This is a genomic window from Arthrobacter sp. TJ-58 (genome assembly GCF_058269295.1).
In genome coordinates, this window is the sequence record NZ_JBZCNM010000001.1 from 840,252 (window position 1) to 865,200 (window position 24,949).

At 65.7% G+C, this 24,949-nt stretch carries 23 protein-coding genes; 6 read left to right on the forward strand and 17 right to left on the reverse strand.

Going from position 1 to position 24,949, the window contains the following annotated elements; all coding sequences use genetic code 11:
• Positions 1-6: 6 nt before the first annotated feature.
• Together AC4D2W_RS03830 and AC4D2W_RS03835 are read right to left on the reverse strand one after the other, a co-directional pair.
• Positions 7-1,056, reverse strand: a complete 1,050-nt coding sequence (locus AC4D2W_RS03830) for an SDR family NAD(P)-dependent oxidoreductase (protein WP_490925564.1) — start codon at positions 1,054-1,056, stop codon at positions 7-9.
• A gap of 212 nt (positions 1,057-1,268) precedes the next feature.
• Positions 1,269-1,703: an acyl-CoA thioesterase gene (locus tag AC4D2W_RS03835; RefSeq protein WP_490925565.1), complete on the reverse strand. Its 435-nt coding sequence runs from the start codon at positions 1,701-1,703 to the stop codon at positions 1,269-1,271.
• Between the two features lie 284 nt (positions 1,704-1,987).
• Here AC4D2W_RS03835 and AC4D2W_RS03840 point away from each other — a divergent pair, with 284 nt between their 5' ends.
• Entirely contained in the window at positions 1,988-2,347 is a 360-nt protein-coding gene (locus tag AC4D2W_RS03840; protein ID WP_490925566.1) for a VOC family protein, read from the forward strand.
• Here the strand turns inward: AC4D2W_RS03840 and AC4D2W_RS03845 are convergent.
• The 5 genes from AC4D2W_RS03845 to AC4D2W_RS03865 all read right to left on the reverse strand — a co-directional run bounded on the left by AC4D2W_RS03845 (position 2,344) and on the right by AC4D2W_RS03865 (position 9,443).
• Entirely contained in the window at positions 2,344-4,146 is a 1,803-nt protein-coding gene (locus AC4D2W_RS03845; protein ID WP_490925567.1) for a DUF4389 domain-containing protein, read from the reverse strand. The genes AC4D2W_RS03840 and AC4D2W_RS03845 overlap by 4 nt on opposite strands.
• Positions 4,147-4,234: 88 nt before the next feature.
• Positions 4,235-5,635: a dihydrolipoyl dehydrogenase gene (gene lpdA, locus AC4D2W_RS03850; protein WP_490925568.1), complete on the reverse strand. Its 1,401-nt coding sequence runs from the start codon at positions 5,633-5,635 to the stop codon at positions 4,235-4,237.
• Between the two features lie 98 nt (positions 5,636-5,733).
• Positions 5,734-7,251 carry a carboxylesterase/lipase family protein gene (locus AC4D2W_RS03855; RefSeq protein ID WP_490925569.1) on the reverse strand — a complete coding sequence of 506 codons (1,518 nt, stop codon included), beginning with the start codon at positions 7,249-7,251 and terminating at the stop codon, positions 5,734-5,736.
• 130 nt (positions 7,252-7,381) lie between these two features.
• Complete coding sequence (locus AC4D2W_RS03860) at positions 7,382-7,603, reverse strand: hypothetical protein (protein WP_490925570.1); 222 nt, start codon at positions 7,601-7,603, stop codon at positions 7,382-7,384.
• A gap of 202 nt (positions 7,604-7,805) precedes the next feature.
• Positions 7,806-9,443, reverse strand: coding sequence for an ABC-F family ATP-binding cassette domain-containing protein (locus tag AC4D2W_RS03865; RefSeq protein ID WP_490925571.1), 1,638 nt, complete (start codon positions 9,441-9,443; stop codon positions 7,806-7,808).
• A 104-nt stretch (positions 9,444-9,547) separates the two neighbouring features.
• On the opposite strand from AC4D2W_RS03865, the gene AC4D2W_RS03870 reads away from it, so the two are divergent.
• The 3 genes from AC4D2W_RS03870 (at position 9,548) to AC4D2W_RS03880 (ending at position 11,571) form a co-directional block, all read left to right on the forward strand.
• Entirely contained in the window at positions 9,548-10,441 is an 894-nt protein-coding gene (locus AC4D2W_RS03870; protein WP_490925572.1) for an arginase family protein, read from the forward strand.
• 156 nt (positions 10,442-10,597) lie between these two features.
• Positions 10,598-11,263: an SDR family oxidoreductase gene (locus AC4D2W_RS03875; protein WP_490925573.1), complete on the forward strand. Its 666-nt coding sequence runs from the start codon at positions 10,598-10,600 to the stop codon at positions 11,261-11,263.
• On the forward strand, positions 11,260-11,571 hold the full coding sequence (locus tag AC4D2W_RS03880; RefSeq protein WP_490925574.1) for a putative quinol monooxygenase: 312 nt from the start codon (positions 11,260-11,262) through the stop codon (positions 11,569-11,571). The genes AC4D2W_RS03875 and AC4D2W_RS03880 overlap by 4 nt, the downstream gene beginning before the upstream one ends.
• A gap of 152 nt (positions 11,572-11,723) precedes the next feature.
• Here the strand turns inward: AC4D2W_RS03880 and AC4D2W_RS03885 are convergent, their stop codons facing one another.
• Complete coding sequence (locus tag AC4D2W_RS03885) at positions 11,724-12,455, reverse strand: class I SAM-dependent methyltransferase (protein WP_490925576.1); 732 nt, start codon at positions 12,453-12,455, stop codon at positions 11,724-11,726.
• A gap of 184 nt (positions 12,456-12,639) precedes the next feature.
• Between AC4D2W_RS03885 and AC4D2W_RS03890 the strand changes: the two genes are divergently transcribed.
• On the forward strand, positions 12,640-13,194 hold the full coding sequence (locus AC4D2W_RS03890; RefSeq protein WP_490925577.1) for a hypothetical protein: 555 nt from the start codon (positions 12,640-12,642) through the stop codon (positions 13,192-13,194).
• Between the two features lie 45 nt (positions 13,195-13,239).
• On the opposite strand, the gene AC4D2W_RS03895 is transcribed toward AC4D2W_RS03890, so the two are convergent.
• The 9 genes from AC4D2W_RS03895 to AC4D2W_RS03935 form a co-directional block, all read right to left on the reverse strand.
• A complete protein-coding gene (locus AC4D2W_RS03895) occupies positions 13,240-14,658 on the reverse strand; it encodes a cryptochrome/photolyase family protein (RefSeq protein WP_490925578.1) in 1,419 nt (472 codons plus the stop codon).
• Between the two features lie 62 nt (positions 14,659-14,720).
• The gene (locus tag AC4D2W_RS03900) at positions 14,721-15,260 is read right to left on the reverse strand and encodes a MarR family winged helix-turn-helix transcriptional regulator (protein WP_490925579.1); all 540 of its coding nucleotides are present in this window, start codon (positions 15,258-15,260) and stop codon (positions 14,721-14,723) included.
• Entirely contained in the window at positions 15,257-16,984 is a 1,728-nt protein-coding gene (locus AC4D2W_RS03905) for an AMP-binding protein (protein WP_490925580.1), read from the reverse strand. The genes AC4D2W_RS03900 and AC4D2W_RS03905 overlap by 4 nt, the downstream gene beginning before the upstream one ends.
• Positions 16,981-17,850, reverse strand: coding sequence for an enoyl-CoA hydratase/isomerase family protein (locus tag AC4D2W_RS03910; RefSeq protein ID WP_490925581.1), 870 nt, complete (start codon positions 17,848-17,850; stop codon positions 16,981-16,983). The genes AC4D2W_RS03905 and AC4D2W_RS03910 overlap by 4 nt, the downstream gene beginning before the upstream one ends.
• Positions 17,851-17,875: 25 nt before the next feature.
• The gene (locus AC4D2W_RS03915) at positions 17,876-19,399 is read right to left on the reverse strand and encodes an aldehyde dehydrogenase family protein (RefSeq protein WP_490925582.1); all 1,524 of its coding nucleotides are present in this window, start codon (positions 19,397-19,399) and stop codon (positions 17,876-17,878) included.
• Positions 19,400-19,453: 54 nt separating this feature from the next.
• Positions 19,454-20,230 (reverse strand): enoyl-CoA hydratase, encoded by a 777-nt coding sequence (locus AC4D2W_RS03920; protein ID WP_490925583.1) that lies wholly within the window; start codon positions 20,228-20,230, stop codon positions 19,454-19,456.
• Positions 20,227-21,234, reverse strand: a complete 1,008-nt coding sequence (gene mmsB, locus AC4D2W_RS03925; RefSeq protein ID WP_490925584.1) for a 3-hydroxyisobutyrate dehydrogenase — start codon at positions 21,232-21,234, stop codon at positions 20,227-20,229. The genes AC4D2W_RS03920 and mmsB overlap by 4 nt, the downstream gene beginning before the upstream one ends.
• On the reverse strand, positions 21,231-22,325 hold the full coding sequence (locus AC4D2W_RS03930) for an enoyl-CoA hydratase/isomerase family protein (RefSeq protein WP_490925585.1): 1,095 nt from the start codon (positions 22,323-22,325) through the stop codon (positions 21,231-21,233). The genes mmsB and AC4D2W_RS03930 overlap by 4 nt, the downstream gene beginning before the upstream one ends.
• A 1-nt stretch (position 22,326) precedes the next feature.
• Positions 22,327-23,463 (reverse strand): acyl-CoA dehydrogenase family protein, encoded by a 1,137-nt coding sequence (locus AC4D2W_RS03935; protein ID WP_490925586.1) that lies wholly within the window; start codon positions 23,461-23,463, stop codon positions 22,327-22,329.
• 321 nt (positions 23,464-23,784) lie between these two features.
• Here AC4D2W_RS03935 and AC4D2W_RS03940 point away from each other — a divergent pair, with 321 nt between their 5' ends.
• Positions 23,785-24,918 (forward strand): YeeE/YedE family protein, encoded by a 1,134-nt coding sequence (locus tag AC4D2W_RS03940; RefSeq protein ID WP_490925587.1) that lies wholly within the window; start codon positions 23,785-23,787, stop codon positions 24,916-24,918.
• Positions 24,919-24,949: the final 31 nt, after the last annotated feature.

Genomic DNA, 24,949 nt, shown 5'->3' on the forward strand with positions numbered 1-24,949 from the left:
CGGCCGCTAGGCCACACCCCAGCCTTCGTCCGCCGGCATGATCGCCCCGGTGACGTTGGCGGCGTCGTCGCTGAGCAGGTAGGTCATGGGAGAGGCAATTTGAGCCGACTCAATTTCGGGGGAAGTCAGCGTGGGTGAGGGCAGCGGCCCGGCGCCGCCGAGGGAACCGTAGTTGGACTCCAGGGCGGAGCGGGTGGGCCGGGGGATGACGGCGTTCACGCGGATGCCGCGCGGACTGTAGATGAACGCCGCACTGCGCGTCAGGCCGATCACCGCATGCTTGGACGCCGTGTACGCGGCTCCGGCAATGGAGCCGCGCAGGCCGGCCTGGGAGGAAACATTCACAATGGAGCCGGTGCCGCGGGAGAGCATCAGCGGAATCAGGGCGCGTGAGAGCCGGAAGGGTCCGTCCACGTTGATGCGGAAGACGCTCTCCCAGAGTTCGTCCTCGACTTCATGCAGGGCCACCATGTTGTCCGCGATTCCCGCCACAACTGCCAGCCCGTCCACGCGGCCCTGAGCCATGACGGCAATCCTGTTGACGTCGGACTGGTTGGAAATATCGGCAACCACTCCGGCGATGTCCAGATCCGGGGCGGTTTCGAGAAGCGCTTCCATCCGCAGCGTGCTGAGATCCACGGCAATCACGTGGCCGCCCTCGCGCGCGACGCGCAGCGCGGTGGCCCGGCCAATGCCCGACGCTGCACCGGACACCACCACCGTCTTACCGTCAAAACGGCCCTCCACCAGCGGCTCCACCCAGTCGTTCGGAGCCGGGGGCGGAGCTGAAGGGAAGAGATGGGCAGTGGCCGGCTGGACTGATTCATCCATAAGACGGTTGGCCGCCTCCACCATCAGGTCCAGATAATCCGTGGTCACCACACCGTTGCTCAGCGTTACCAGCGAGGAGAGCGGCAGCTTGCGGACGGCATACAGTGCCCGGGCGTCAGGGCTTCGGCGGGCCAGCAGATCGATCATGACCGTATGTCCGGCGGGATGGTCCAGCCAGTCCCCTATCAGGGAGTCAGTGGTCAGGGGCTGTACGGGATCCGGCATGCAGGCTCCGTTCCAGGCAACTGCGTCAGCTGCCCGGAACAGTTCCTGCGGGTGCGCCAGCGCAGCCGCACCTTATATCCAAGGGCTTTGCTGCTCTGTCGAGTATGGCACGGCGAACCGGACCCTGACTGCTTGGAGGGCCGGCCGGGAGGCCCGCTGTGCCAAATCCGCTGCGGCGCCGGTCAAGCCTTTTCAGGCACTGTTACCAGCTTTTAGGCATCGACTTCAATGGGAGCAATGTGCTCGGCGGGAAGCCGGTCCCGGTCATAGGTGATCTCGGTATAACCGTGCGGCATCGGGTGCCCGTGGGAGTCGAGGCTGACGAAAACGATCCGGTCGATCGTCAGGATGCTGCGGCGGGTGACCATGTTGCGCACTTCGGCGCGCATCGTCAGGGAGGTCCGGCCAAACTTTGTGGCGCGCAGTCCCATTTCGATCATGTCGCCCTGCTGGGCGGAGCTGACGAAGTTGATCTCCGACATCAGCTTGGTGACCACTCGGCCGTTGCCCATCTGCAGAATGGCATAAATTGTTGCTTCTTCATCGATCCATCGCAGAAGGCTGCCGCCGAACAGGGTTCCGTTAGCGTTGAGGTCTTCGGGACGGACCCACTTCCGGGTGTGGAAATTAATGTTTTCGAGGTCCATATTTCAAGATTACCGAGGCACAGGGGCCCTGAATGACGGCTGTGACGCACCTGACGGACCTCCGTCACATCTGCCGTTCGGGCATGAAAGGAGCGCCCCGGCCCCGCGCGTCCGGGCCCGGCCCGCGGTGAGGGAAAACACCTGCGGGTTTCCGGGCGGCGGCGGCAGCTCCGGGGTATTGGCCGGACGCTCTGCCCGGCAGGGTGTGTTAGGTTCAGCGTGCCGTGTGAGCCACTCTCACCGGACGGACACCACAGGCAGTTTTCCTTCAGCCGGGAGCCATCTTGACCAGCAAATTTGCTTCGCTTGCCCTTGACGCCGTTGATGTCCGCCGGCTGGCGGATTTTTGGACCCGGGCGCTGGATTACCGCATCGAGGAGGAGGGCGACGGCATCATCAGTCTTGCCCCCGTTGACGGCTACGGCCCGCCCATCGACATTGTGCCCGTACCGGAGCACAAATCGGTGAAGAACCGGCTGCACCTGGACCTGCGGGCGGACGGCTGCACGGGCGAGGAGGAAGTGCAGCGGCTGCTGGCTCTGGGCGCCGTCCGGGCTGACGTGGGCCAGGAACCCGATGTCACGTGGACCGTGCTGGCGGATCCCGAAGGCAACGAGTTCTGCATCCTCGGGACCTCCGCCTAGCCGGATCCTGGTCCCGGGCGGCCGAGTCCTGCGGCCTCGTCCCTGCGGTCCGCCGGGCCCTGGTCCAGGCGGAAGGGCGGATACTCGTCCCGCATCAGCGCGCCGTAGGCCAGCACGCGGTAGGACCACCGGTTCAGACCCATGATCAGGTCAAACAGATGGCGCGGATACCGGCCGCGGAACAACAGGATGACAGCGGCAATGAGGACCAGCAGCACCAGCAGGGACAGGCCCTGCCGGCTGACCACGGCCGGCGCCCCTTCCCATCCCTCATCCCACGCATCGGTCCACATCCCGCCCGGGACCATCCGGGACCATCCGCCGGTGTCGTCCTGGCTGCCCACGGGATAGAACCGGTTGACGACCACGGAGGCCTGGGTGAAGGCTGCGACCACCAGTGCCTGCGGAAGGACCAGCAGCCACCACTTCACCAGCACCAGCCAGCGGGAGAGCTCCCGGGGATAATCAACACTGAAATCCGCCGGGTAATCGGTGCGCTCCAAAGTGAACGGCGGATACCGGTCCGTCCCCAGCGCATGCGTGGCATAGAACGTCACCCGCCAGCTCCAGCGCACCACTCCCACATTGAATTCAAAAAGCCCCCGCGGATACCGCCCGGTGAAGAGGATGACGATCCCTGCAATCACGGTGGTGACGAAGAAGGCGATCCACAGGAAGAACAGCACAATGTAGTGCGGGATTGCCAGGAACCATTTGACCAGCCACATCCAGCGGGAAAGGTTGGGATCTATTTCGCCGTAGAGCCGCGCAGGATAGCGCGGACCGGCCAGTTCCGGGTCCCGCAGGCCGACGGCGGGGCCTCCTCCGTAAACTCCCGCGGCACCCGCGGCCGCAGCTGCCCCGGATGCCGGGCCGGCTCCGGCGGCGTGCGCACCGGCGGACCCTGCAGCGGAGCCGGCGGATTCTGCGGGCTCCGCAGCTGATCCGTACGGTCCGGGACGTCCGTACCGGTCCTGCATCTGGCCGTAAGTCTGAGGCGCTGCGGGCACCCCGGCGGGCTGCCCCGGTTGCCCTGGTTGCCCCGGATGCCCCGGATCACCGGTGTCCGCAGGACGGACGCCTCCGCCGCGGTGCCGAAGCCCGGAAGCCCCGGCAACCACCAGGGCAATCCCGGCAATGAGGAAGACGATGCTGGAGACCAGCAGGATCCACGTCAGCGGGCCAAGGAAATCAGCCCGCACCCCCGCCTGCAGGTCCGCGGCAACCGACCGGCTCCCGTCCGCGTTCATGATCACAACAGACCAGTCCCCGTCGTCCAGGTTCCATTCCAGAGACTGTTCACCGCTCCCGCTGGCGCTCTCTGCCCAGAAGTCCTGGCTGCCCGGAGGCGCGGGAGCCCTGGTGCCCTGGACCTCCAGGTAATCGACACGGAAAGGAGCGAGGGAAACGTCCTGCAGCTCGCTGCGCGGCACGTCCCGGAGGTAGCGGTCCACCTCGTCGCTTGGGCCGATACCGATGAACAGGTCCCGGCCCTGTACCGACTCGCCTTCCAGCTGCAGCGTTGCAACGGCGTCTTCCGCCCGCGCCCCGCCGTCCACGCTCACATCAGGCAGGGTCAACGCATACGAATCAACCTCATAGGTCTCTTCAGGAAGCGACAGGAAGCGGTCATCGCTTTGCCCGGCGTTGAACACCCCCGCAACAGCCGCGCCCGCCGCCAATCCCAAACCCATCAGGATCAGCAGGCTTCCGATGACGATCAGAACTACTTTGCCGGTTCTCAGCGTTTTGCCGCTCTCCGCGGTTTTGCCGGTTTGCGCGGTTTTGCCGGTTTGCACAGTGCAGACCTCCCCGGACCGCCCCCTACTGAAAAGGGTTCTCCGGGCCCGGGAGCCGTGTCAAGATTCCGGCTCCCGCCCGGCCCGGCTAGAAGTTGATCATGTGTCCGGTGAGGCCGTGGAACGCCTCCTGCAGTGCCTCGCTGAGCGTGGGGTGCGTATGTACGTTCCGTGCCAGCTCATAGGCGGTCAGGTCCCATTTCTGGGCCAGGGTCAGTTCGGGCAGCAGCTCGGAAACATCCGGCCCGATCAGGTGGCCGCCAAGAAGTTCCAGGTGTTCCTTGTCCGCCACCAGCTTCACGAACCCCACCGGTTCGCCCAGTCCGTGGGCCTTGCCGTTGGCCGTGAACGGGAACGTGCTCACCACCACGTCATGGCCAGCGTCGCGGGCCTGCTGCTCGGTCAGCCCAAAGCTGGCCACCTGCGGCTGGCAGAACGTGGCCCGGGGCATCATCCGGTAGTCCCCCAGGGGCATGGTTTCGGCCTTGCCGATGGTCTCGGCGGCCACTACGCCCATGGCTTCGGCCACGTGGGCCAGCTGCAGCTTGGCCGTTACGTCGCCGATAGCGTAGATGTGCGGGACATTGGTGCGCATGAACTCGTCAATGGCAATTGCCCCGCGGTCAGTGAGCTGAACGCCGGTCTTTTCCAGGCCGTATCCTTCGGTGCGCGGCGCAAAGCCGATGGACATCATCACCCGGTCCGATTCGATGGAACCGTCTTTGCCGTTCTTGTCCTTATAGGTCACGGTCACCGAGGAGCCGTTGTCCGTCACCGTCTCCACCTTCGTGGAGGTCATGATGGGGATGCCCAGTTTCTTGTACTGTTTGGCGATCTCCTTGGAGACGTCCGCGTCCTCATTGGGCAGGGCCCGGTCCAGGAATTCGATAATGGTCACGTCCACGCCGTAGCTGCGGTGCACATACGCGAATTCCATGCCGATGGCACCGGCACCCACAATCACGATCTTCTTCGGCAGATCCCGGTCCATGATCTGGGCCTCATACGTCACGACATTCTCGGAGAGTTCGACACCCGGCAGCAGGCGCACATAAGTCCCCGTGGCAATGATGGCGTTGTCGAAGGTGATGCTTTCACTGCCGCCCTTCGAGAGCGACACTTCAAGGGTGTGGTCATCAGTGAACACCCCGTGGCCGTCATACTCGGTGATTTTGTTTTTCTTCATCAGGAAGTGGACGCCCTTGACCCTGCCGTCGGCGACCTGCCGGCTGCGGTCGAATGCGGCGCCGAAATCAAACGAAACGTCTCCGCTCATGCCGAAGGTTTTCGCCTGGTTGGTGAAAATCTGGGCGAGCTCGGCGTTGCGCAGCAACGCTTTGGAAGGAATGCAGCCCACGTTCAGGCACACACCGCCCCAGTACTTCTCCTCCACCACTGCCACGCTCAAACCGAGCTGGGCCGCCCGAATAGCCGCCACGTAGCCGCCCGGTCCGGCTCCCAGAATCACGACGTCGTAATGTTCACTCATGCTGGCCAACTCTCCTTTTGCACGCTGCTTTATGCACCGCGTAGGGGCAAGACTTCCATAGCTGGGTTAACACTCCCACAGCCTGTCTGTGGACTCCATCACAAATAGCCCCGGTATCCCGCCCAGGCGCGGCGCCGCTCCGGGAACGGGTCCAGCTCGATCCGGTCCTCGACGTCGAAAATCCGGGTCCGACGCTCCACCGGTTCGTAGCGCGGCCAGTCAGGACCCGGGCACCCGGTTTTCGCCAGGCTCAGCAGGGTCCCCTGGAAACGCGCCGAGAGTTCCTTCAGGGCCGCTGCCCCGCCGAGCAGGGACAGGGCCCGCGTAATGGGCTCGCGGGTCTCACCGAACATCACGGGAACATCCATGGCGTGGGTCGCTCCGAAACCGAGCAGGTTCATCATCGGAGTGGCGAAGTCATACCGGTAGGACCAGGTGGGTGCCACCAGAGAATGGGATTCGGCCACCACGGTGGAGGGGTACCAGAACACGAGGTCGCCGCTGATTTCCACCGACTGTTCCCGGGACGGATACCCGGGATAAGCGGCAAGCACCCGGGACTGGGCCTGGGGGTCGGTGCCGGCAAACATCTTTTCAATCCGGTCCGGGGTGGAAGGGAGGATGTCCACAATCCGGGCGAACAGCGCTCCCTCCCGGGCCATGGTGCCCAAAACCAGCGGCACCGGAGCCGAGTTCCCCTTCATGAACGTGTCGAAGGGGTGCTCGGGCAGGAAGTCGCCGTCGATCACCGGCGAGACACTCAGCGAACCCGGCTTCGCGGCCGGTCCAATCTTGGACGTCAGCTCGCTGGTGGCACGCACCAGCGCGGAGGCCGGAAGGGTGGACAGGGCGTCAGCGGCATCGGACAGCGGCACCTTGAGGATCGCCAGCAGATCCCGCGCCCAGGACGCATGGAGCTCGCGGGAGTAGGCACTGGACGGGGCGGCACTCTGGGCATAGGCCTGATGGAAGAGCCCCCTGGCGGCCGGGATGCACATCAGCGATGTCACGGAGATCCCTCCGGCGGACTCTCCGAAAATGGTCACATTCTCCGGATCCCCGCCGAACGCTTCGATGTTGTCCCGGACCCATTCCAGGGCAGCCACCTGATCGCGGAGTCCCAGATTGGAGTCGAAGGTCCGGCCCGGGCCGGAAAAGGAACTGAAATCCATGAACCCCAGGGCTCCGATCCGGTAATTCAGGGAAACGTAAACCGCTTCCCCGGCCCGGACCAGATTGGAGCCCCGGTAGGTCTTCACAGTGGAAGACCCGGAACTGAACGCGCCGCCGTAGAAGTACACCAGGACGGGGAGCCGGTCGAACTCGGGTTCGAGGGGCGCGGAGATATTCAGCGTGAGGCAATCCTCATCCATGGGAGCCCGCCGCCTGGACCCGGTCAGGGACGGGTTGCGGGACTGCGGCGGTGCGGCGCCAAAGGCGGATCCGTCCAGCACCCCGCTCCAGCGGTCCGGCGGCTGCGGCGAACGCAGCCTCAGATCCCCCACCGGCGGCGCAGCAAAGGGAATGCCCCGCCACGTGCGCACGCCGTCTGCCACGGTTCCCCGGACCAGCCCGTTTGCCGTGGGAATCAGCAGGGATGTCACGTTTGTGGTCATGAGCTGCTCCATTCCTGGAAGGAGTCAGGTGCGACCTTTTACGTTAGACCTGCCTCCTGCCCGCCTCCTAGGGGCGGGCGCCACCCCGGCCGCTGCCCGCCCCTAAAAGCCGATCAGCGACAGCTGCGCGCTAAGCAGCGAAGGCCAGCTCACCCACACGGACCCCGGCCGGCTGCCGCCCGCCGGCGGCAAGACGCTGCAGGCGGCGGTGCACCAGGATCTCCTTCAGGCACAGCAGGGCCACGGCAGCCACATTGAGGGCGGCCTTGGTGCCGGTTGACCAGTCAGTTGTCACGCACAGGACCCAGACACTCAGCAGGACGGGCACGTCCATGACGCGCAGGCCCTTCACCGGTCAGTCCTTCCAAGCAGTTGCTGCAGTGAAGCCATGATAACTATTCCCCCCAAAAAGACTGAGACTAAAGACCGAGACTAAAAACCGAAACTATGCAATTGCGCCACATCTAATGCGTCGCATTTAATGGGGGCCTTTGAGACATAAAGCGTGTGTAATTTTTACCACATCCCGGCAGCCGACGGTACTCAGGACATCCTCACTGAATAGTGACGGATCCCCCGTCCACATTCCAGCGGGCATCCAGACGGACGTTTTCCAGCATCCGCCGGTCATGCGAGACGAGCAGCAGGGCGCCTTCATAGCTTTCCAGCGCCTCCTCCAACTGCTCGATGGCCGGCAGGTCAAGGTGGTTGGTGGGCTCATCCAGCACCAGCAGGTTTACTCCCCGGGCCTGCAGCAGCGCCAGTGATGCCCGGGTGCGCTCGCCCGGGGACAGGGACTCCACGCGGCTGGTCACCTGATCGGCCTTGAGCCCGAATTTGGCCAGCAGGGTACGCACCTCGGCACTGTTCATTTCCGGAACAGCCGCCTCAAAAGCGTCTCCCAGCGCCAGGGCGTGATCCAGCTGTCCGCGGGCCTGGTCGATTTCCCCCACGGCCACCGAGGATCCCAGAGACGCGCTGCCTTCGCTGGGCTCCAGGCGTCCGAGCAAAAGCGCCAGCAGCGTGGATTTGCCGGCACCGTTGGGCCCGGTGATGCCAATCCGCTCGCCGGCATTGACCTGCACGGAGACCGGACCAAGCGTGAACGACCCGCGCTGCGCCACGGCGGAATTCAGGGTGGCGACGACGGAACTGGAGCGGGGTGCGGATCCGATGGTGAACTGCAGCTGCCATTCCTTGCGCGGTTCTTCCACTTCATCCAGGCGGGCAATCCGGGATTCCATCTGCCGCACTTTCTGCGCCTGCTTTTCGGAGGATTCCATTGATGCCCGGCGCCGGATCTTGTCATTGTCCGGGGATTTCTTCATGGCATTGCGGACGCCCTGCGAGCTCCATTCACGCGTGGTGCGGGCACGCGAGACCAGGTCCGCCTTCTTGTCGGCAAATTCCTCGTAGGCTTCGCGGGCGTGCCGGCGCGAAACGTCGCGCTCCTCCAGGAAAGCGTCATAGCCGCCGTCATACACGGCCACCTTGTTTTGTGCCAGATCAAGCTCCACCACGGTGGTCACGCAACGGGCGAGGAATTCGCGGTCATGGGATACGAGGACGACGCCGCCGCGCAGGCCCTGCACAAATTCCTCCAGCCGGGCCAGACCGGCCAGGTCCAGGTCATTGGTGGGCTCGTCCAGGAGCACAATGTCGAAACGGCTCAGCAGCAGGGCCGCCAGGGCCACGCGGGCAGCCTGCCCGCCGGAGAGCGACGTCATCAGCGCCTGAGCGCCTACATCCAGTCCCAGCTCGGCAAGGACCGCCGGGATCCGGTCCTCCAGGTCGGCGGCGCCGCTGGCCAGCCAATGGTCCAGCGCGACGGCGTAGGCGTCGTCGGCCCCCTTGGCTCCGGACCCGAGTCCCTCCGCCGTGGCCTCCATGGCTTCGGTGGCTGCGGCCGCACCGGTGCGGCGTGCAATGTATCCGGCCACGGTTTCGCCCTCGATGCGTTCGTGTTCCTGCGGCAGCCACCCGATGAAAGCGTCGGCGGGGGCCGTGGACACGGTGCCGGCGAGCGGTTCGGCGGCACCGGCGAGCAGGCGGAGGAGGGTCGATTTTCCGGCGCCGTTGGAGCCCACCACGCCCACGACGTCGCCCGGCGCGACCGTCAGGTTGAGATGGGAGAACAGGGTGCGGTGGGCGTAGCCGCCGGAGAGGTCCCGGGCTACGAGTGTTGCAGTCATGCTTCCATCCTATTTTGTTTGCGCCTGCGGGTTTTTCGGCTCCCGGCAGGCCGCCGGGTTCCCCTGCCCTTATCCGGGCCGGCCCTGCGGCGTAAATTGGGGCCATGACCCAGAGCTCCCCCACCGGTCCCGGCGCCTTGCGCCTGATCTTTCCGCAATGGCAGGGCGCTTCCGGGCCCTCGACCCACCAGCTGCATCCGGGGGTGGACGCGCACGACACCCAGCTTTCGTTCAATCTCGGCCCGGCCCTGCTGGAACTGATGTCCCCGGACCATGACGGCCCCACCGCGTACGTGCCCGTGAGCACCGACACGAGCGACGAAGCGCTGGCCACGGTGGACGGCATTTACGCCCGGGATGCCGTGATGCGCCAGCTGACCGACGCACTGGACATCCTGCGGGAGGCCGCACCCGAGTCCGTAGTTACCTTCGGCGGTGAATGTTCGGTGAGCGTGGCACCCTTCAGCCACCTCGCCTCCGTCTACGGCGAGGACCTTGCGGTGCTCTGGATTGATCCCCACCCCGACACCGGTGTCCCCGGGGATTCCTACACCGGGTTCCATTCCATGGCCCTGGCCACCCTTGCGGGAGAGGGCGACGCCGGAATCATCGCCGCGCTTCCGGCACTGATTCCGCCGGCGAAAATCCTGCAGGTCGGGCTGCGGCAGTGGGACGCCGAAGGCATAGCCGTCAAGGAACGGCTCGGCATCAAGAGCGTGGGCATCACGGAGACTTCCGAGGACAGCCGCAGGATTATGGACTGGATTGCCGGCACCGGTGCGACGCAGCTGGCGGTCCACATCGATCTGGATGTCCTGGACCGGCGCGACTTCACCAATTCCCCCGGCAGCAACCCTGACGGCATGCGGATTGCCGACCTGGTGCGGCTGGTGGCCGATGTGTCCACCGTGGCCAACATCGCCGGACTCACCCTGACCGAACATATCCCGGTGGAGCTGATGCGGCTGGGCGGCCTGCTGCGGGATCTGCCGATCTAAACAGGCCCGGCCACATCGAACCCAACGTCCCGCGGCACTTTATTCCCGATGCGCCCGTAAAACTCGGCTGCTTAGCCATTAGCGGAACGGGTAGGTGCTTAAACCGTAAGCGTGCTTATGGTGGCTGGGACACTGATCCCCACGAAAGGACTCACCATGTCACGCATTGCCATCATCGGAGGCCACGGCAAAGTCGCCCTCCACCTGGCCAAGGACCTCACGGCCAACGGCCACCAGGTCACGTCACTGTTCCGCAACCCGGACCACACCTCCGACGTCGAAGCCACGGGTGCCGCCGCCGTCGTCGCCGACGTCGAAAACCTCTCCACCGAAGAAATCGCGCAGAAGCTTGCCGGCCAGGACGCTGTTGTCTGGTCCGCCGGTGCCGGCGGGGGAACCGCCGAACGCACCTACGCGGTGGACCGCGACGCCGCCATCCGCTCCATGGACGCGGCCAAGGCGGCAGGTGTCCCGCGGTATGTGATGGTGTCCTACTTTGGCGCGGGCCCCAACCACGGTGTCCCCAAGGACGACGGCTTCTTCGCGTATGCCGAAGCCAAGGCCGCAGCCGATGAATACCTGCGCAGCAGCGGACTGGACTGGACCATTCTCGGTCCCAGCGCGCTGACCATGGATCCGGGCACCGGGAAGATCGAAACCGGCCCCGGCATCGAAGGCACCCAGGTGTCCCGTGAAGACGTGGCCCTTGTTGCCGCCGCCGTGCTGGACCGTCCCGCCACAATCGGGCAGACTATCGAATTGAATAACGGATCGGTTCCCGTTGACGCCGCCCTTGATGCTTTGAAGGAGCAGAACTCATGAGTCTTGTTGTAGTAGCCACCATGGTGCCCAAGCCTGAGTTCCGGGACGACGTCATTTCCGTGCTGGAAGAGTCGATCGCCCGCGTGCACGCCGAGGATGCCGGCTGCGAGGTGTACAGCCTCAACGAGGGACGCGACCGCCTGGTCATGATCGAAAAGTGGGCCAGCCCCGAAGATCTGCAGGCCCACTCGGCGAGCCCCGCGTTCAAGGTCCTGACCGCTGCCCTCGACGGCAAGCTCTCCGGCGAAATGGACGTTCAGGTGCTCCAGCCCCACCCCGCCGGCAGCCCCGGTCAGGGACAGGTCTAGCAGCTGGTCTAGCAGGACAGGTCCAGCAGCACAGGCTTAGGCCGGCAGTTTCCGCCGGCCGCCGGACAAGGTCCGTGCCCGTTGTTCTCCCTCAGGGGATGCAACCGGCACGGACCTTGTCCGTTAAGCGGATGCGACGCCGGGCCGGACCGTCAGCTTCGCAGGACGACGTTCCTGGGCTCATGGTCCAGGGCAGCCGGCGCGTCGATGATCCGGAAGCCGGCCTCCTCCGCCAGAGCGGTGAAACCGTCCACATCAATCCAGTGAAGCAGCCAGTTCCGTTTGAGCTGCTGAAGCATGCCGTTGCTTTCGCGTTCGTAGCGAAGGGCGGTGATCTGCGTGCGGGCACTTTCGTCGCGTTCCACATTGACTACGCGGCAGGCGATCCACCCGTTGGCCGTTTCCTGCCGCGTCACACTGCCGGTGTCGTCGGCCGAAGCGGGCTCCGGAACAAAAAGCGGAACGACGGCAGTGCCGTTGGGAAGGAGGGCACGTTTTATGCTGTGCAGGGTCTGGCGCATCGCGTCGTCGGTGGGCAGGAGATTAAAGGTGGGCCCCGCCAGAAAGACCGTTGCATACTGACGTGACGGATTCATTGACTCCATCGGCGCCACCCATGCGCTCACGTCGAGGTTGCGGGTTTCCGCCCGCTGGTGAAGCCTGGCGATCATGTCGGGGGATGAGTCCAGGCCGTCAACGTCGATTCCGCTCTCCCTCAGATCCAGCAGGGGGTCACCGTCGCCGCAGCCCAACTCGAGGGCCGGTTCACCGTACTGCGCAATGAGGTCCCGGTATTGCAGGGGATCGAAGCTGGCGGACTTGAGCGGTTTGTAGAGATCGGCGACGAGCCCGGTGTAGAAGGATGCAGCTGACGTACCGGCCATGTGTGTTGCTCCCTGAGAGGCACAAACAGAATTGCGTGTCATTATGCCCCAGATCACCCGCTGTGCCGAGCACCGGCCGTCCGCCGGCATGGCTGTGATTAACGCCTCCTGTCAGTGCACACCCGGATACCTAAAATGGAAGAAGCACCGTACAGCCCGGATTCGATATGAAAGTTAGGAGCCATTGGACCTCACCACCACACTGCGCCGCATCGACTACGGCGAGCCTTCAGCGAACGGCGCAGCAACCTACATCCTGCACACGGCCGCAGGAGTCTTCCGCACCCAGCCGGACAATATCCGGCCCCGCTCCCTCGCCCTCGCAGTGCCTGTCAGTTCCAATCTTCCCGCCCGGCCCCGCCTCACACTGGTCCTCAACGATGAACAGAGCGTGGTCGACTGGCGGCCTGCCGCTGAAGTGGAGCAGCCGCCGAGCGAAGTCTCGCTGCACGGGGTGGAGTGGGACGGGCATTTCGGCCTGGCCGCGGACTACTACGACACTGCCGCCGCTGCCGCTGCCGCGCCGGACACCCGCTGGGCAGTCGTCCGCGGCGGCCCCGACCGCCGCTTCGTGCTTGGCCCCACCGCCGACTACGCCGAAGCCTTCCGCGCGGCCGTCAATCACAACCTTTCCGACGACTACCGCGCTGATACCTTCGATGACCGGTACATAGTGATTCAAGCCGCCCTCGCCGAGTGGGCCTGCTACGCCGCTGAAGGCCCGCGCGCTGACAGCTGAGTTCCGCTGCACCTGCTCCCCTGGCTGAGCATCCTGCGCAGCCAGTCAGCGAATGCTCTCGTATGCCTCCAGAGCGTTCCGGCGGGACTCCTTCAAATCCACGAGCGGCTCGGGATAGGCGGGAGTCAAGGCGTCCGGCACCCAGCGGGAGACGTACTCACCGTCGGGATCAAAGCGCTTCGCCTGCGTCTGGGGATTGAAGATCCGGAAGAAGGGTGCTGCGTCCGCGCCTGAGCCGGCGACCCATTGCCAGTTGGCGGGATTGCTCGCCGGGTCTGCGTCCACCAGTGTCTCCCAGAACCATTCCTCGCCCACCCGCCAATGGATGCCCAGGTTCTTGATCAGGAAGCTGGCGACCACCATCCGCACCCGGTTATGCATCCAGCCCATGCTCCACAGCTGTCGCTGGCCGGCGTCGACCAGTGGAATCCCTGTTCTTCCGGCCTTCCACGCATCCAGTGCGGCCAGGTCCTCCGGCCGGGATTCCGACGGCGGCTGCGCACCCTTCCCGCGCAGGATCGCCGGGGTCTGCGGTCCGGCGCCTTCCGGATGTTCCCAGGGGAACCCGTCGAAGGCAGGCCGCAGGTTCTTCATGGCCAGATCCGGGTTGTGAAAGAGCTGGTGCCAGCAGAACTCACGCCAGCCGATTTCGGTGCCGAACACATCCGGCCCGGGCCCGTTCCCGCGGACGCGGGACAGCGCGTGCCAGACCTGGAACGGACTCACATGCCCCCATCGCAGGTACGGGGAGAGCCGACTGGTTCCGGGCTTCGCCGGGCGGTCGCGGCCGTCGTCGTAATTCTGCACCGGGCCCGCCAGGAAGTCGCCAAGGGCGGACAACCCGGCTTCCTCGCCCGGGGTCCAGGCTTCCGCCAACCCTGCGGACCAGTCCGGATGCAGCGGCAGCAGGTTCCAGCCCGCCAGGTCCTCTCCGGCGGGGATACCGGCCGGCGGGGCGGCGGCCTTGTCCGGAGCCGAAAGGGGCGCCCGGAAGTCCATTGCGGAGACCGTGCGCCAGAACGGAGTGAAGACGCGGTACGGTCCGCCGCCGCCGGTACGCACGGTCCAGGGTTCGTGCAGCAGCGAAGCCTGGAAGCTCTCCGCGTGCACATCCGCGGCCGCGGCCCATGCCTTGACCGCGGTGTCCACCTCCCGCTCCGGCCCGCCGTAGCGCCGGTTCCAGAAGATCCGCTCGGCGCCCGCTTCCTGCACGAACGCGGGAACGACGTCGCCCGCCGGCCCCCGCTGCAGTACCAGCGGAATGCCCAGGGCCTCAAGGTCGTGCCGCAGGGTCTTCAACGCGTGGTGCAGCCACCACTTTGCGGCGGACCCCAGCGGCCGGATGCCCGGTGATTGCTCATCCAGAACATACAGGGCCACCGCGCCGCCTTCGGAGGCCGCGGCCAGGAGGGCGGGATTGTCAGCTGTGCGCAGGTCGTCGCGGAGCCAGACGATGGAGACCACGGGCAGGTCCTTTCCTTGGATACCACGACCCTACCCGCAGCCCTGGCCGGATTGCTGCGCCCTCAGATCCGGACGCCTTCGCCTGCAGATTCATCGAAATCTCCGGCCCGGCGCCGGAAGCGGGTCAGGATGTCCGTCAACTCGGTGAGGTCCTGCTGCCCGAACCCCGGCCGGGAAAACACTTCCGCGTTCAGGGCGGACGCGGCCAGGGGCACCAGTTCCCTGCCGGCAGGCGTGATTTCCACCAGGACCGTCCGCCCGTCGGAAGGATGCGGGCGCCGCTCGGCCAGTCCAGCCTGTTCCAGCCGGTCCACGGTGTTGGTGACCGACGTCGGATGCACCTGGAGCCGGGCCCCCGCCTTGGCCATGGGCAGGGCACCGCTGGCGGTAAAGCTCAGCAGGGCCAGCAGTTCGAACCGGGAAAAGGTCAATCCAAACGGCTTGAGAACGGTTTCCACCCGGGTGAACAGGATCTGCGAGGTCCGCATCACGGCAGTCACCGCAGCCATCCCGTCCGCGGCGTCCTCCCATCCGTGTTCCTCCCAGTGCCGCCGGGCCTGCCCGATCGGATCCTGCGCCAGGGGCTTGGCCGTCGCGGTCACCCCCGCAGCTCCGGAAACTCGTCGTCCCGGAATTCGACGCCGGACCGGACGGCACCGCCGTCGTTCTCCAGTGCCCGCAGCTGGACCCGGCGGATCTTCCCGGACATCGTCTTGGGCAGCTCGTGGAACTCCAGCCGGCGCACCCGCAGATAGGGGGCCAAATGTTCACGGGCATACGCCAGGATCGACAGGGCTGTCTCCCGGTTGGGCTCCCATCCGTCGGCCAGGGCCACATAGGCTTTGGGCACTGCCAGCCGAAGCTCATCGGGGGCGGGAACGACGGCGGCCTCCGCCACTGCCGGATGTTCGATCAGGACGCTCTCCAGCTCAAAGGGGCTGATCTTGTAGTCGGAGGCTTTGAACACGTCATCGGTGCGCCCGATATAGGTGATGTATCCCCCGGCATTCCGGGCGGCCATGTCCCCGGTGTGGAAGTAGCCGTCCTTCATGGCCGCTTCGGTGCGTTCCGGATCCCCCCGGTATCCGGTCATCAGGTTCAGCGGCACCGCGGAGAGGTCCAGGCAGATTTCCCCTTCCTCTCCCGGAAGTCCGGTGGCCGGGTCGATCAGAACCACCGGAACGCCCGGCAGCGGACGTCCCATGGATCCCGGATGCAGGTCGGCCCCGGGAGTGTTCCCCACCAGCGCCGTGGTTTCGGTTTGCCCGAACCCGTCACGGATGGACAGCCCCCACGCATCCTGCACTTTGGAAATCACCTCGGGGTTCAGCGGCTCACCGGCGCCGATCAATTCGCGCAGGTGTTCCGGGCGCTCCCCCAGGCTGGACTGGATCATCATCCGCCAGACAGTCGGCGGTGCACACAGGCTCGTGACTGAGGCCCGGTGCATCTGCTCCAGCAGCGCCTCGGGACGGAAGCGGGCGTAGTTGTAAATGAAGACCGTGGCTTCGGCGTTCCACGGCGCAAAGAAGCTGCTCCAGGCATGCTTGGCCCAGCCCGGTGAGCTGATATTCAGGTGGATGTCTCCGGGCTGCAGTCCCAGGAAGTACATCGTGGACAGGTGGCCCACGGGGTAGGACACCTGCGTGTGTTCCACCAGTTTGGGCCGGCTGGTGGTTCCCGACGTGAAATAGAACAGCAGGGGATCAGCTGCGGCCGTCACGGTCTGCAGCGGGACCGGGTCGGCAGCATAGGCCTGGCGGTAGTCCAGCCAGCCCTGCTCCCGCAGGCGCTCCGCACCTCCGTCGAAGGCTCCCCCTCCCACCAGGACCTTTCCGTAGTCCCCGGGGACGCCGTCGAACTTTGCAGCGTCCCCGGCGTTGGCGATAACCCAGCGCGCTCCCCCGCGGAGAATCCGGTCCGCGAGGTCGGCGCTGCCGGCGGCGGAGGCGGTGGGCATGATGACGGCGCCAAGCTTCATGGCCGCCAGCATGCTCTCCCACAGTTCCACCTGGTTGCCGAGCATCAGCATCACGGGATCCCCGCGCTGCACGCCGGACGCCGAAAGCCACGCAGCCACCTGGTCGGACCGGCGGACCATGTCATCGAAGCTGTATTTCTGCTCCGATCCGTCCTCTTCCACGATCCACAGTGCGCAGGCTGAGTTGCCGCGGGCCATGGCATCAAACCAGTCCACCGCCCAGTTGAATGATCCCTCCAGCCGCGGCCAGGCGAAGGTTTCCACTGCCTTTTCATAGCTGCCCGACAGGGCGAGCAGCTCATCCCGGGCTGCCCGGAACAAAGTGGTGGCGCTGGTCTGGTTCATCGTGCCTCTTCCTCGTGCTTGGTGTCGTCAGCGGTGGTGCCGGGTGCCGTTCCGTCAGGGAAAACCGGTCCGGTCCAGGTGAAACGGGGATCCTCCTTGGCAAGGAAGGCGCGGACACCGATCCCCGGATCCGGTGCCGCCGCCATCTCGTGCTGCCAGCGGCGGCTGGCCGCCTCGAGGCCGGGCAGTTCCACCGGAGTCCCGCCGGCCGCAATAATGTCCACCAGTTCTTTCGTGGCCTGCAGCGAGAGCTGGGACCTGCCGGCGAGCCGGTGCGCAAAGGCAGCGACGTCGGTCCAGAAGTCCGCCTGCGGAATCACCCGTTCCACCAGGCCCAAGCGCAGCGCCTGTTCGGCGGGAACAAAGTCGCCGCTGAACAGCAGGTACTTGGCTGCACCGGGACCCGCCAGCCGGACCAGCCGCTCAATGCCGGAGAGCGGATACACAATCCCGATCTTGGCCGGCGTGATGCCAAAAACGGCCCGGTCCGAGGCCAGCCGGATGTCGCATGCACCGGCCACCTGCCACGCCCCGCCCAGGCAGTACCCGTCCACGGCGGCAATGACCGGTTTGGGGAACGCTGCAATGGCTTCCTCCCCCGCTGTGACGTCGCCGCCGTCGTGCAGGCCGTTGTCCGGATTGTGCAGGATCGCTTTCAAATCGGAGATGTCCGCACCGGCGGAGAAATCTTCGCCGTCTCCGCGGATGATCACCGCCTTGACGTCGGGATCCTCCGCAAGCGGAGCAAGCACGACGGCGAATTCCCGCCACATGTGCGCGGTCAGGGTATTGCGGCGGCCGGGATTGGACAGCGTCAGCGTTGCCACCGGCCCGTCCCGGGTAAGGCGCAGGGTGCCTTTGCTCATGGATTCCTCAGCTGCCCGGCAGGGTTCAGCCGCGCAGCTTAACGTTGATCTGCTTGGTTTGAGTGAATCCAGCCAGCATGCCTTCGAGCGACACCTCACGGCCGATCCCGCTCTGCTTGTAGCCGCCGTAGGACTGGCCCACCACCTGACCGCCGCCCTGGTTGACCTGCACCCAGCCGGCATCGACCCGGTGGGCGGTGTTCAGCGCGTTGTCCAAATTGTGCGACCAGACGTAGGCGGCCAGTCCGTAATGCGAGTCATTGGCCATGCGGATGACGTCTTCGGTGTCGCGCCACGGAATGGCGACGAGCACGGGGCCGAAGATTTCCTCCTGCGCCAGGCGGAAATCGTTGCGGCCGCCGCCAAAGATCGTGGGCAGGTGGAAGTAGCCGTCGGTCAGCGGGCCCTCTGCGGGAACGCTGCCGCCCAGGATGGTGTCCATGGACCCGCGGCCGTCTTCAAGGTAGCCGCTGATGGAGGAGAACTGGCTGTTGTTGATGATTGCGCCCATGTCGGTGGCCTCGTCCAGCGGGTTGCCCACCTTCAGGGCGCCGAGCTTGGCAGCGAGCCGTTCCAGCACCTCGTCGTAGATGTCCTCGTGCAGGAACAGCCGGGACCCGGCCGTGCAGCTCTGTCCCTGGCGGGTGAAGCGGGAGGCGAGCAGCAGGCCGTCAATCAGGTCATCATCCACGGCATCCGGGAAGACGATGGACGGGTTCTTTCCGCCGAGTTCCAGGGACACATGGGCGAGCCGTTCCCCGGCGGTGCGGGCGACGCCGCGGCCCACCTCGGTGGAGCCGGTGAAGGAAACCTTATCCACGCCGGGGTGCTCGGCCAGCGCAGCGCCGATGACGCTTCCGCGTCCGGTCAGCGCATTGACGGTTCCGGCCGGAAGATGGCGCGAGCAGATCTCGGCCAGCAGCAGGATGGTGAGCGGGGCGTCGTCGGCGGCCTTGAGGATCACCGTATTGCCGGCAGCCAGGGCGGCCGGCAGCTTGAAGCCGGCAATCATCAGCGGCGAGTTCCAGGGCAGGATGCAGGCCACCACGCCCAGCGGTTCCAGCCGGGTGTACTGCAGCTGGCCGTCGCCGGCCGGCAGTGTCACGCCCTTGACCTCGCCGGCAATTCCGGCAAAGTAACGGAACAGCGCCACCAGCGTGGTGACTTCCGGGCGGGCCTGCGTGCGCAGGGCGTTGCCGGTGTCCAGCGCCGTAAGCCGGGCAAAGTCCTCCGCCCGCGACTCAATCTCATCCGCGATCAGGGACAATGCCCGTGCCCGGACCGTGAAGTGGACGTTGCGCCAGCCCGGGAATGCTTCCCGCGCAGCGGCCACCGCCCGGTCCACGTCCTCGGGGCCTGCGGCCGGAACCCGGGCAATCACGATTTCCCGCTTGGCAGGGTTCATGACGTCCCGCCAGGAGCCCGAGGCAGCTTCCACCGGTTCCCCGCCGATCCACATGGGCTGGTCCGTGCCGGACAGAAACGAGCTGTAATCGGGCGTTTCGGAAGCTCCGGCCGCGGGTTCCGCCGGAATGTTGAGCTGGGTCATGATGCCTCGTTCTCTGGGTGGACTGGGTGGGATGGGTGGAGAGGGGAACGGTGCTTAGCGGTGCTTGAAGTCCGGCTTGCGTTTTTCGATGAACGCAGCCATTCCTTCCTTCTGGTCTTCGAGGGCGAATACGGAGTGGAACACGCGCCGCTCCAGACGGATGCCGGAGTCCAGCGTTGTCTCAAAGGCGGCGTTCACGAGTTCCTTGCCGAGCATGGCCACGGGAGCGGACATGGAGGCGATGGTCTCTGCGGTGGAGCGGGCGTCGTCGAGCAGATCCGCGGCCGGCACCACGCGCGAAACCATGCCCGAGCGCTCGGCCTCCTCGGCACCGATGGTCCGGCCGGTGAGGATCATTTCCATGGCTTTGGCCTTGCCCACCGCACGGGTCAGGCGCTGCGAGCCGCCGATTCCGGGAATGACTCCGAGCTTGATTTCCGGCTGGCCGAACTTGGCGGTGTCGGCGGCGATGATGAAGTCGCACAGCAGGGCCAGTTCGCAGCCGCCGCCCAGGGCGTGGCCGGCGACGGCGGCGATCACGGGGGTGCGCACGGCCGCCAGGGTGTCCCAGCCGCGGAACCAGTTCCCCAGATACATATCCATGTAGGTCTTCTCGGACATTTCCTTGATGTCCGCGCCGGCGGCAAAGGCCCGTTCGGATCCGGTGATCACGATGGCGCCGATGTCCGGATCGTTGTCCAGGTCGGTGGCTGCGGCCACCACGTCCTGCATCATCCCGAAGTTCAGCGCGTTCAGCGCCTTGGGCCGGTTCAGGGTGATGATGCCCACCCGGCCGCTGCGCTCCAGGAGGATGTTCTCGTACTCGCTCATGCTGCTCCGCTCTTTCCTGCCGGCTGCTGCCCGGCAGTGTCACTGTTGTTTTTGACGCTGCTGCTGTCAGTGCTGCTGTCCGCTGCGCCGCCGGTGGCGGCGCGGATGGTCTTGATGACGGCTGAAAAGTCTTCCCCGCCGCCGCCGGAATCCGTCAGGTTCCGGAAGATTTCCCCGGCCCGGCGGCCGAGGTCGGCCTGCACACCGGTGGAGTCCAGGGCGTCGGCGGCCAGACCCAGGTCCTTGGCCATGAGGGCCGCCGCGAATCCCGGCCGGTAGTCCCGGTTCGCCGGGCTCGCGGGGACCGGACCGGGGACCGGACAGTTGGTGGTCAGTGCCCAGCACTGTCCGGATGCCGCCGAAGCGACGTTGAACAGCGCCTCATGCGTCAGGCCGAGCTCCTCGCCCAGGACAAAGGCCTCGCTGACGGCGATCATGGACACGCCCAGGATCATGTTGTTGCAGATTTTTGCTGCCTGCCCGGCTCCGGGCCCGCCGCAGTGCACCACGCGTCCGCCCATCACTTCAAGCACGGGCAGGGCCGAGGCAAAGTCTTCCTCCGCTCCGCCCACCATGAACGTCAGGGTTCCCGCTTCGGCTCCCACCACGCCGCCGGACACCGGCGCGTCCAGGCCGCGGTGTCCGGTTTCCAGCATGAGGGCGTGGGCGGTGTTGGCGTCATCCACGGAGATGGTGGAGCACTCGATGAAGAGGGTGTCGGGGCCGGCGGCCGCGAGCAGCCCCAGGGAGTCGCCGTCGCCGGAGAGGACGTTCAGCACATGCGTTCCCGTGGGCAGCATGGTGATGACGATGTCGGTGCCGGTGACTGCCTGATCGGCGGTCTCCACCATGCGCACACCGGCGGCTGCTGCCCGCTCGGCCGCAGCCGGGACGGGGTCATACCCGGTGACGCGGTGGCCTGCGGCCACAAGATTGGCGGCCATGGGGCCGCCCATGTTGCCCAGCCCGATAAAACCGATCCGGGTGCCTTGTTCGGATGTCATGAAAGCTCCTGGCTGGTTGATCGGTTGGGGGTAAGTTGCAGTTCGGCGCCCTCCAGCGGCGCAAAGTAGGCCTGAACATCGGCCTGCCGCACCTCGTCCAGCGTCGCCGGCTCCCACTGCGGGTTGCGGTCCTTGTCGATGACCTGGGCACGGACGCCTTCCGCGAAGTCGGGTGCGGCCAGGGCGCGGAGCGAAACGCGGTACTCCTGTTCCAGGACGCTTGCCAGGTCCGGCAGTTCCCGTGCCCGGCGCAGTGACGCCAGCGTCACCTTGAGCGCAGACGGGGACTTGGCCTGGATGGCCGCGGCTGCCGCGTTCGCATCCGCGGACTCCGACGCGAGCAGCGCGTCAACAATGCACTCCACGTCCTCATGGGCGTAGCACGCGTCGATCCAGCCGCGGGCTGCGGCGAGCGGGGCCTCGGGAGCCTCCGAGCCGAAGTCCTGCAGCACTTCTTCCACGGGTTTCTGTGCCAGTGCGGCGGCGAGCTCTTCCAGCCGGGAGCTGTCCACATAAACATCCGCCAGGCCCAGGAGCAGGGCATCGGCACCGGTCATGGTTCCCGCTGTCAGGGCCGCATGGGTACCCAGCTCCCCGGGTGCCCGAGACAGCAGATAGGTGCCGCCCACATCGGGCACGAACCCGATGCCGGTTTCCGGCATGCCGACCTTGGTGCGTTCAGTGACGACGCGGTGCCGGGCATGCGCGGAAACGCCGACGCCGCCGCCCAGGACAATGCCGTCCATCAGCGCCACATACGGTTTGGGATAGCTGCTGATCCGGGCGTTCAGCGCGTATTCCTCGGCCCAGAACCGGGCCGATTCGGCACCGCCGTTGCCCGCATCGCGGTAGATGGCCACGATGTCACCGCCCGCGCACAGCCCGCGCTCTCCGGCACCGGAGAGCAGAACGGTGGCAACGCCGTCGTCGTGCTCCCACTCATCCAGGGCAGCGCTGATGAGGGAGACCATGGTGGCGGTCAGCGCATTGATCGCCCGGGGCCGGTTCAGGATGATGCGGCCCAGGTGGCCGGTGCGTTCAAGGCGGACCTCAGGCTCGGTAGCCTCGGGCGTAACAGGTGTCTCGGTCATGTCAGGCATCCGCCAGCGTCCGGCCCACAATGAGCTGCATGATTTCGTTGGAACCTTCCAGTATTTGGTGGACCCGCAGGTCCCGAACGATTTTTTCCAGCCCGTATTCGGAAAGGTAGCCGTAACCGCCGTGCAGCTGCAGGGCTTCATTGGCCACCTTGAACGCGTTGTCCGTGGCCACGCGCTTGGCGATGGCGCAGAGCTTCACGACGTCGGGGGCGCCGCGGTCCAGCGCATCGGCGCCGCGCCACAGCATGGTGCGGGCAGTCTGCAGTTCCATTTCCATGTCCGCGAGCCGGAACAGCAGCGAGGACTGTTCGATGAGCGGCTTGCCGAAAGCGGAGCGCTCCTTGAGGTATGCCACGGTCTTGTCCAGGGCCGCCTGGGCTCCGCCGAGGGAGCAGGCCCCCATGTTGAGCCGTCCGCCGTTCAGGCCTTTCATCGCCATGCCGAAGCCGGCGCCTTCCTCACCGAGGCGGTTGGCCACCGGAACCCGCAGGTCGGTGAAAATTACCTGGCCGGTGGGCTGGGCATTCCAGCCCATCTTGCGCTCGGCCGGGCCGAAGGAGAGCCCGGGGGTGTCGCCGGGCACCACGATGGCGCTGATGCCGCGCGGACCGGCGCCGCTGGTGCGGGCCATGACGATGTAGTAACTGGAGGACCCTGCCCCGGAGATGAACTGCTTGACACCGTTGAGCACATAGTCGTCGCCGTCGCGTTCAGCCTTGGTGACCAGGGCCGCCGCGTCCGAGCCCGAACCGGGTTCCGTCAGGCAGTAACTTCCCAGTGACTGCATGGTGGCCAGCTCCGGCACCCAGCGGGCACGCTGGTCCGCGTTGCCGAAGGTGTCAATCATCCACACCACCATGTTGTGAATGGAAATGTAGGCGGCAATGGACGGATCCGCCTTGGAGAGTTCTTCAAAGATCAGCACAGCATCGGAACGGGAAAGACCCGATCCGCCGTATTCTTCGGACGCGTAGATTGCCCCCATGCCAAGTTCTCCGGCCTGGGCCAGGACATCCACGGGAAAATGCTTTGTTTCATCCCATTTTGCGGCGTTGGGCGCCAAAGCATCGGAAGCGAACTCCGAAACCATATCCCTGATAGCCCGCTGGTCCTCGGTGAGTTCGAACATGCCCTGCCCTTCGTTGGTGCTGTGACGCCAAACATACTTGGACTCCCTACTAATTACTAGGGGCAGGTCTGTGGCCCTGCTGCGGGACTAATGCCGGCGGGGCGGTTGGCGGACCCTGCGCTTTGCCCGCCGGCGGAAAAAGGGCGCACTAGGCAGAGGCGTTAAACATCCTTTCCATTCTCGATATTCCTGCTGGGTCACGGGGCTTCATCTGCGTTCACAGCGGGTTATTTTCTTTGGCCTGTCCGGATGCCCGGGTTTAGCGTTTCGAAACTGCGGCTCATTTCTGCCCGTACCCAAATCCCCCTCAAAGGAGCACCCATGCTTATCTCCGGCCTTTTTGTGGGCATGGCCCTGGGCTTTGTGATGCAGCGCGGCCGCTTTTGCGTCACCGGTGCCTTCCGCGACATCTGGGTGACACGCAATACGCGCTGGCTGACCGCTTTTCTGGTGGTTGTTGCCGTCCAAAGCGTGGGCGTGTTTGCCCTGGATGCCGCCGGTGTCATCACCCTTCAGTCCAGCGCCTTTCCGTGGCTGGCCACCATCGTTGGCGGCTTTATTTTCGGCTTCGCCATTATCCTGGCGGGCGGCTGTGCCACGGGCACCTACTACCGTGCCGGTGAGGGCCTGGTGGGCAGCTGGCTTGCGCTGATCACCTACGCCTTGTTTGCCGCAATCATGAAGACCGGCCCGCTTTCCGGTTTCAACACCTCCATGAGGTCCGTGACGGTGGAGCAGAGCAACTTTTATTCCGTCCTGAACGTTTCACCCTGGATCTTCGTGGCCCTGCTGGTGGTTGGCGTTGGGCTGGCCGTACGCCATCACCTCAACAAGCCCCGGTTCAAGATGGCAGCACCCCCGGCGTCCAAAACGGGTCTGGCCCATCTTCTCTTCGAAAAGCCCTGGCATGCCTTTGCCACCGCCGTGGTCATTGGTTTGATTGCCATCGCCGCCTGGCCGCTGAGCTGGGCCACGGGACGCGAAGCCGGGCTGGGCATCACCACCCCGTCCTCCAACGCCGTGAACTTCCTGGTCACCGGTGATCCCGAACTCGTGGACTGGGGAGTGCTCCTGGTGGCCGGGATCCTGCTCGGCTCCTACATTGCCGCCAAGGGCAGCGGTGAATTCCGTATCCGGGTTCCGGATGCCGCAACGGTGGTCAAAAGCCTCAGCGGCGGCGCCCTGATGGGAATTGGCGCGGCCCTGGCCGGCGGCTGCACCATCGGCAACGCCATGGTGGAAACCGCTCAATTCAGCTTCCAGGGCTGGACGGCCATGGTGTTCATGATCCTGGGCACCGGCCTCGGAGCCCGGCTGACGATCATGAACCGCCGGCCCGCCCGCGGATCCGGAGCAGGCGGATCCGGTGCTGCCGGATCGGGAGCAGGCGGATCGGGTGCTGCCGGATCGGGCGCAGTCCGCAACGCTTCCGTCTCCGCGGCAACGCGCAGCTAGCTCCCCCCCCCCCCGCGCCTAGCTCCATCCT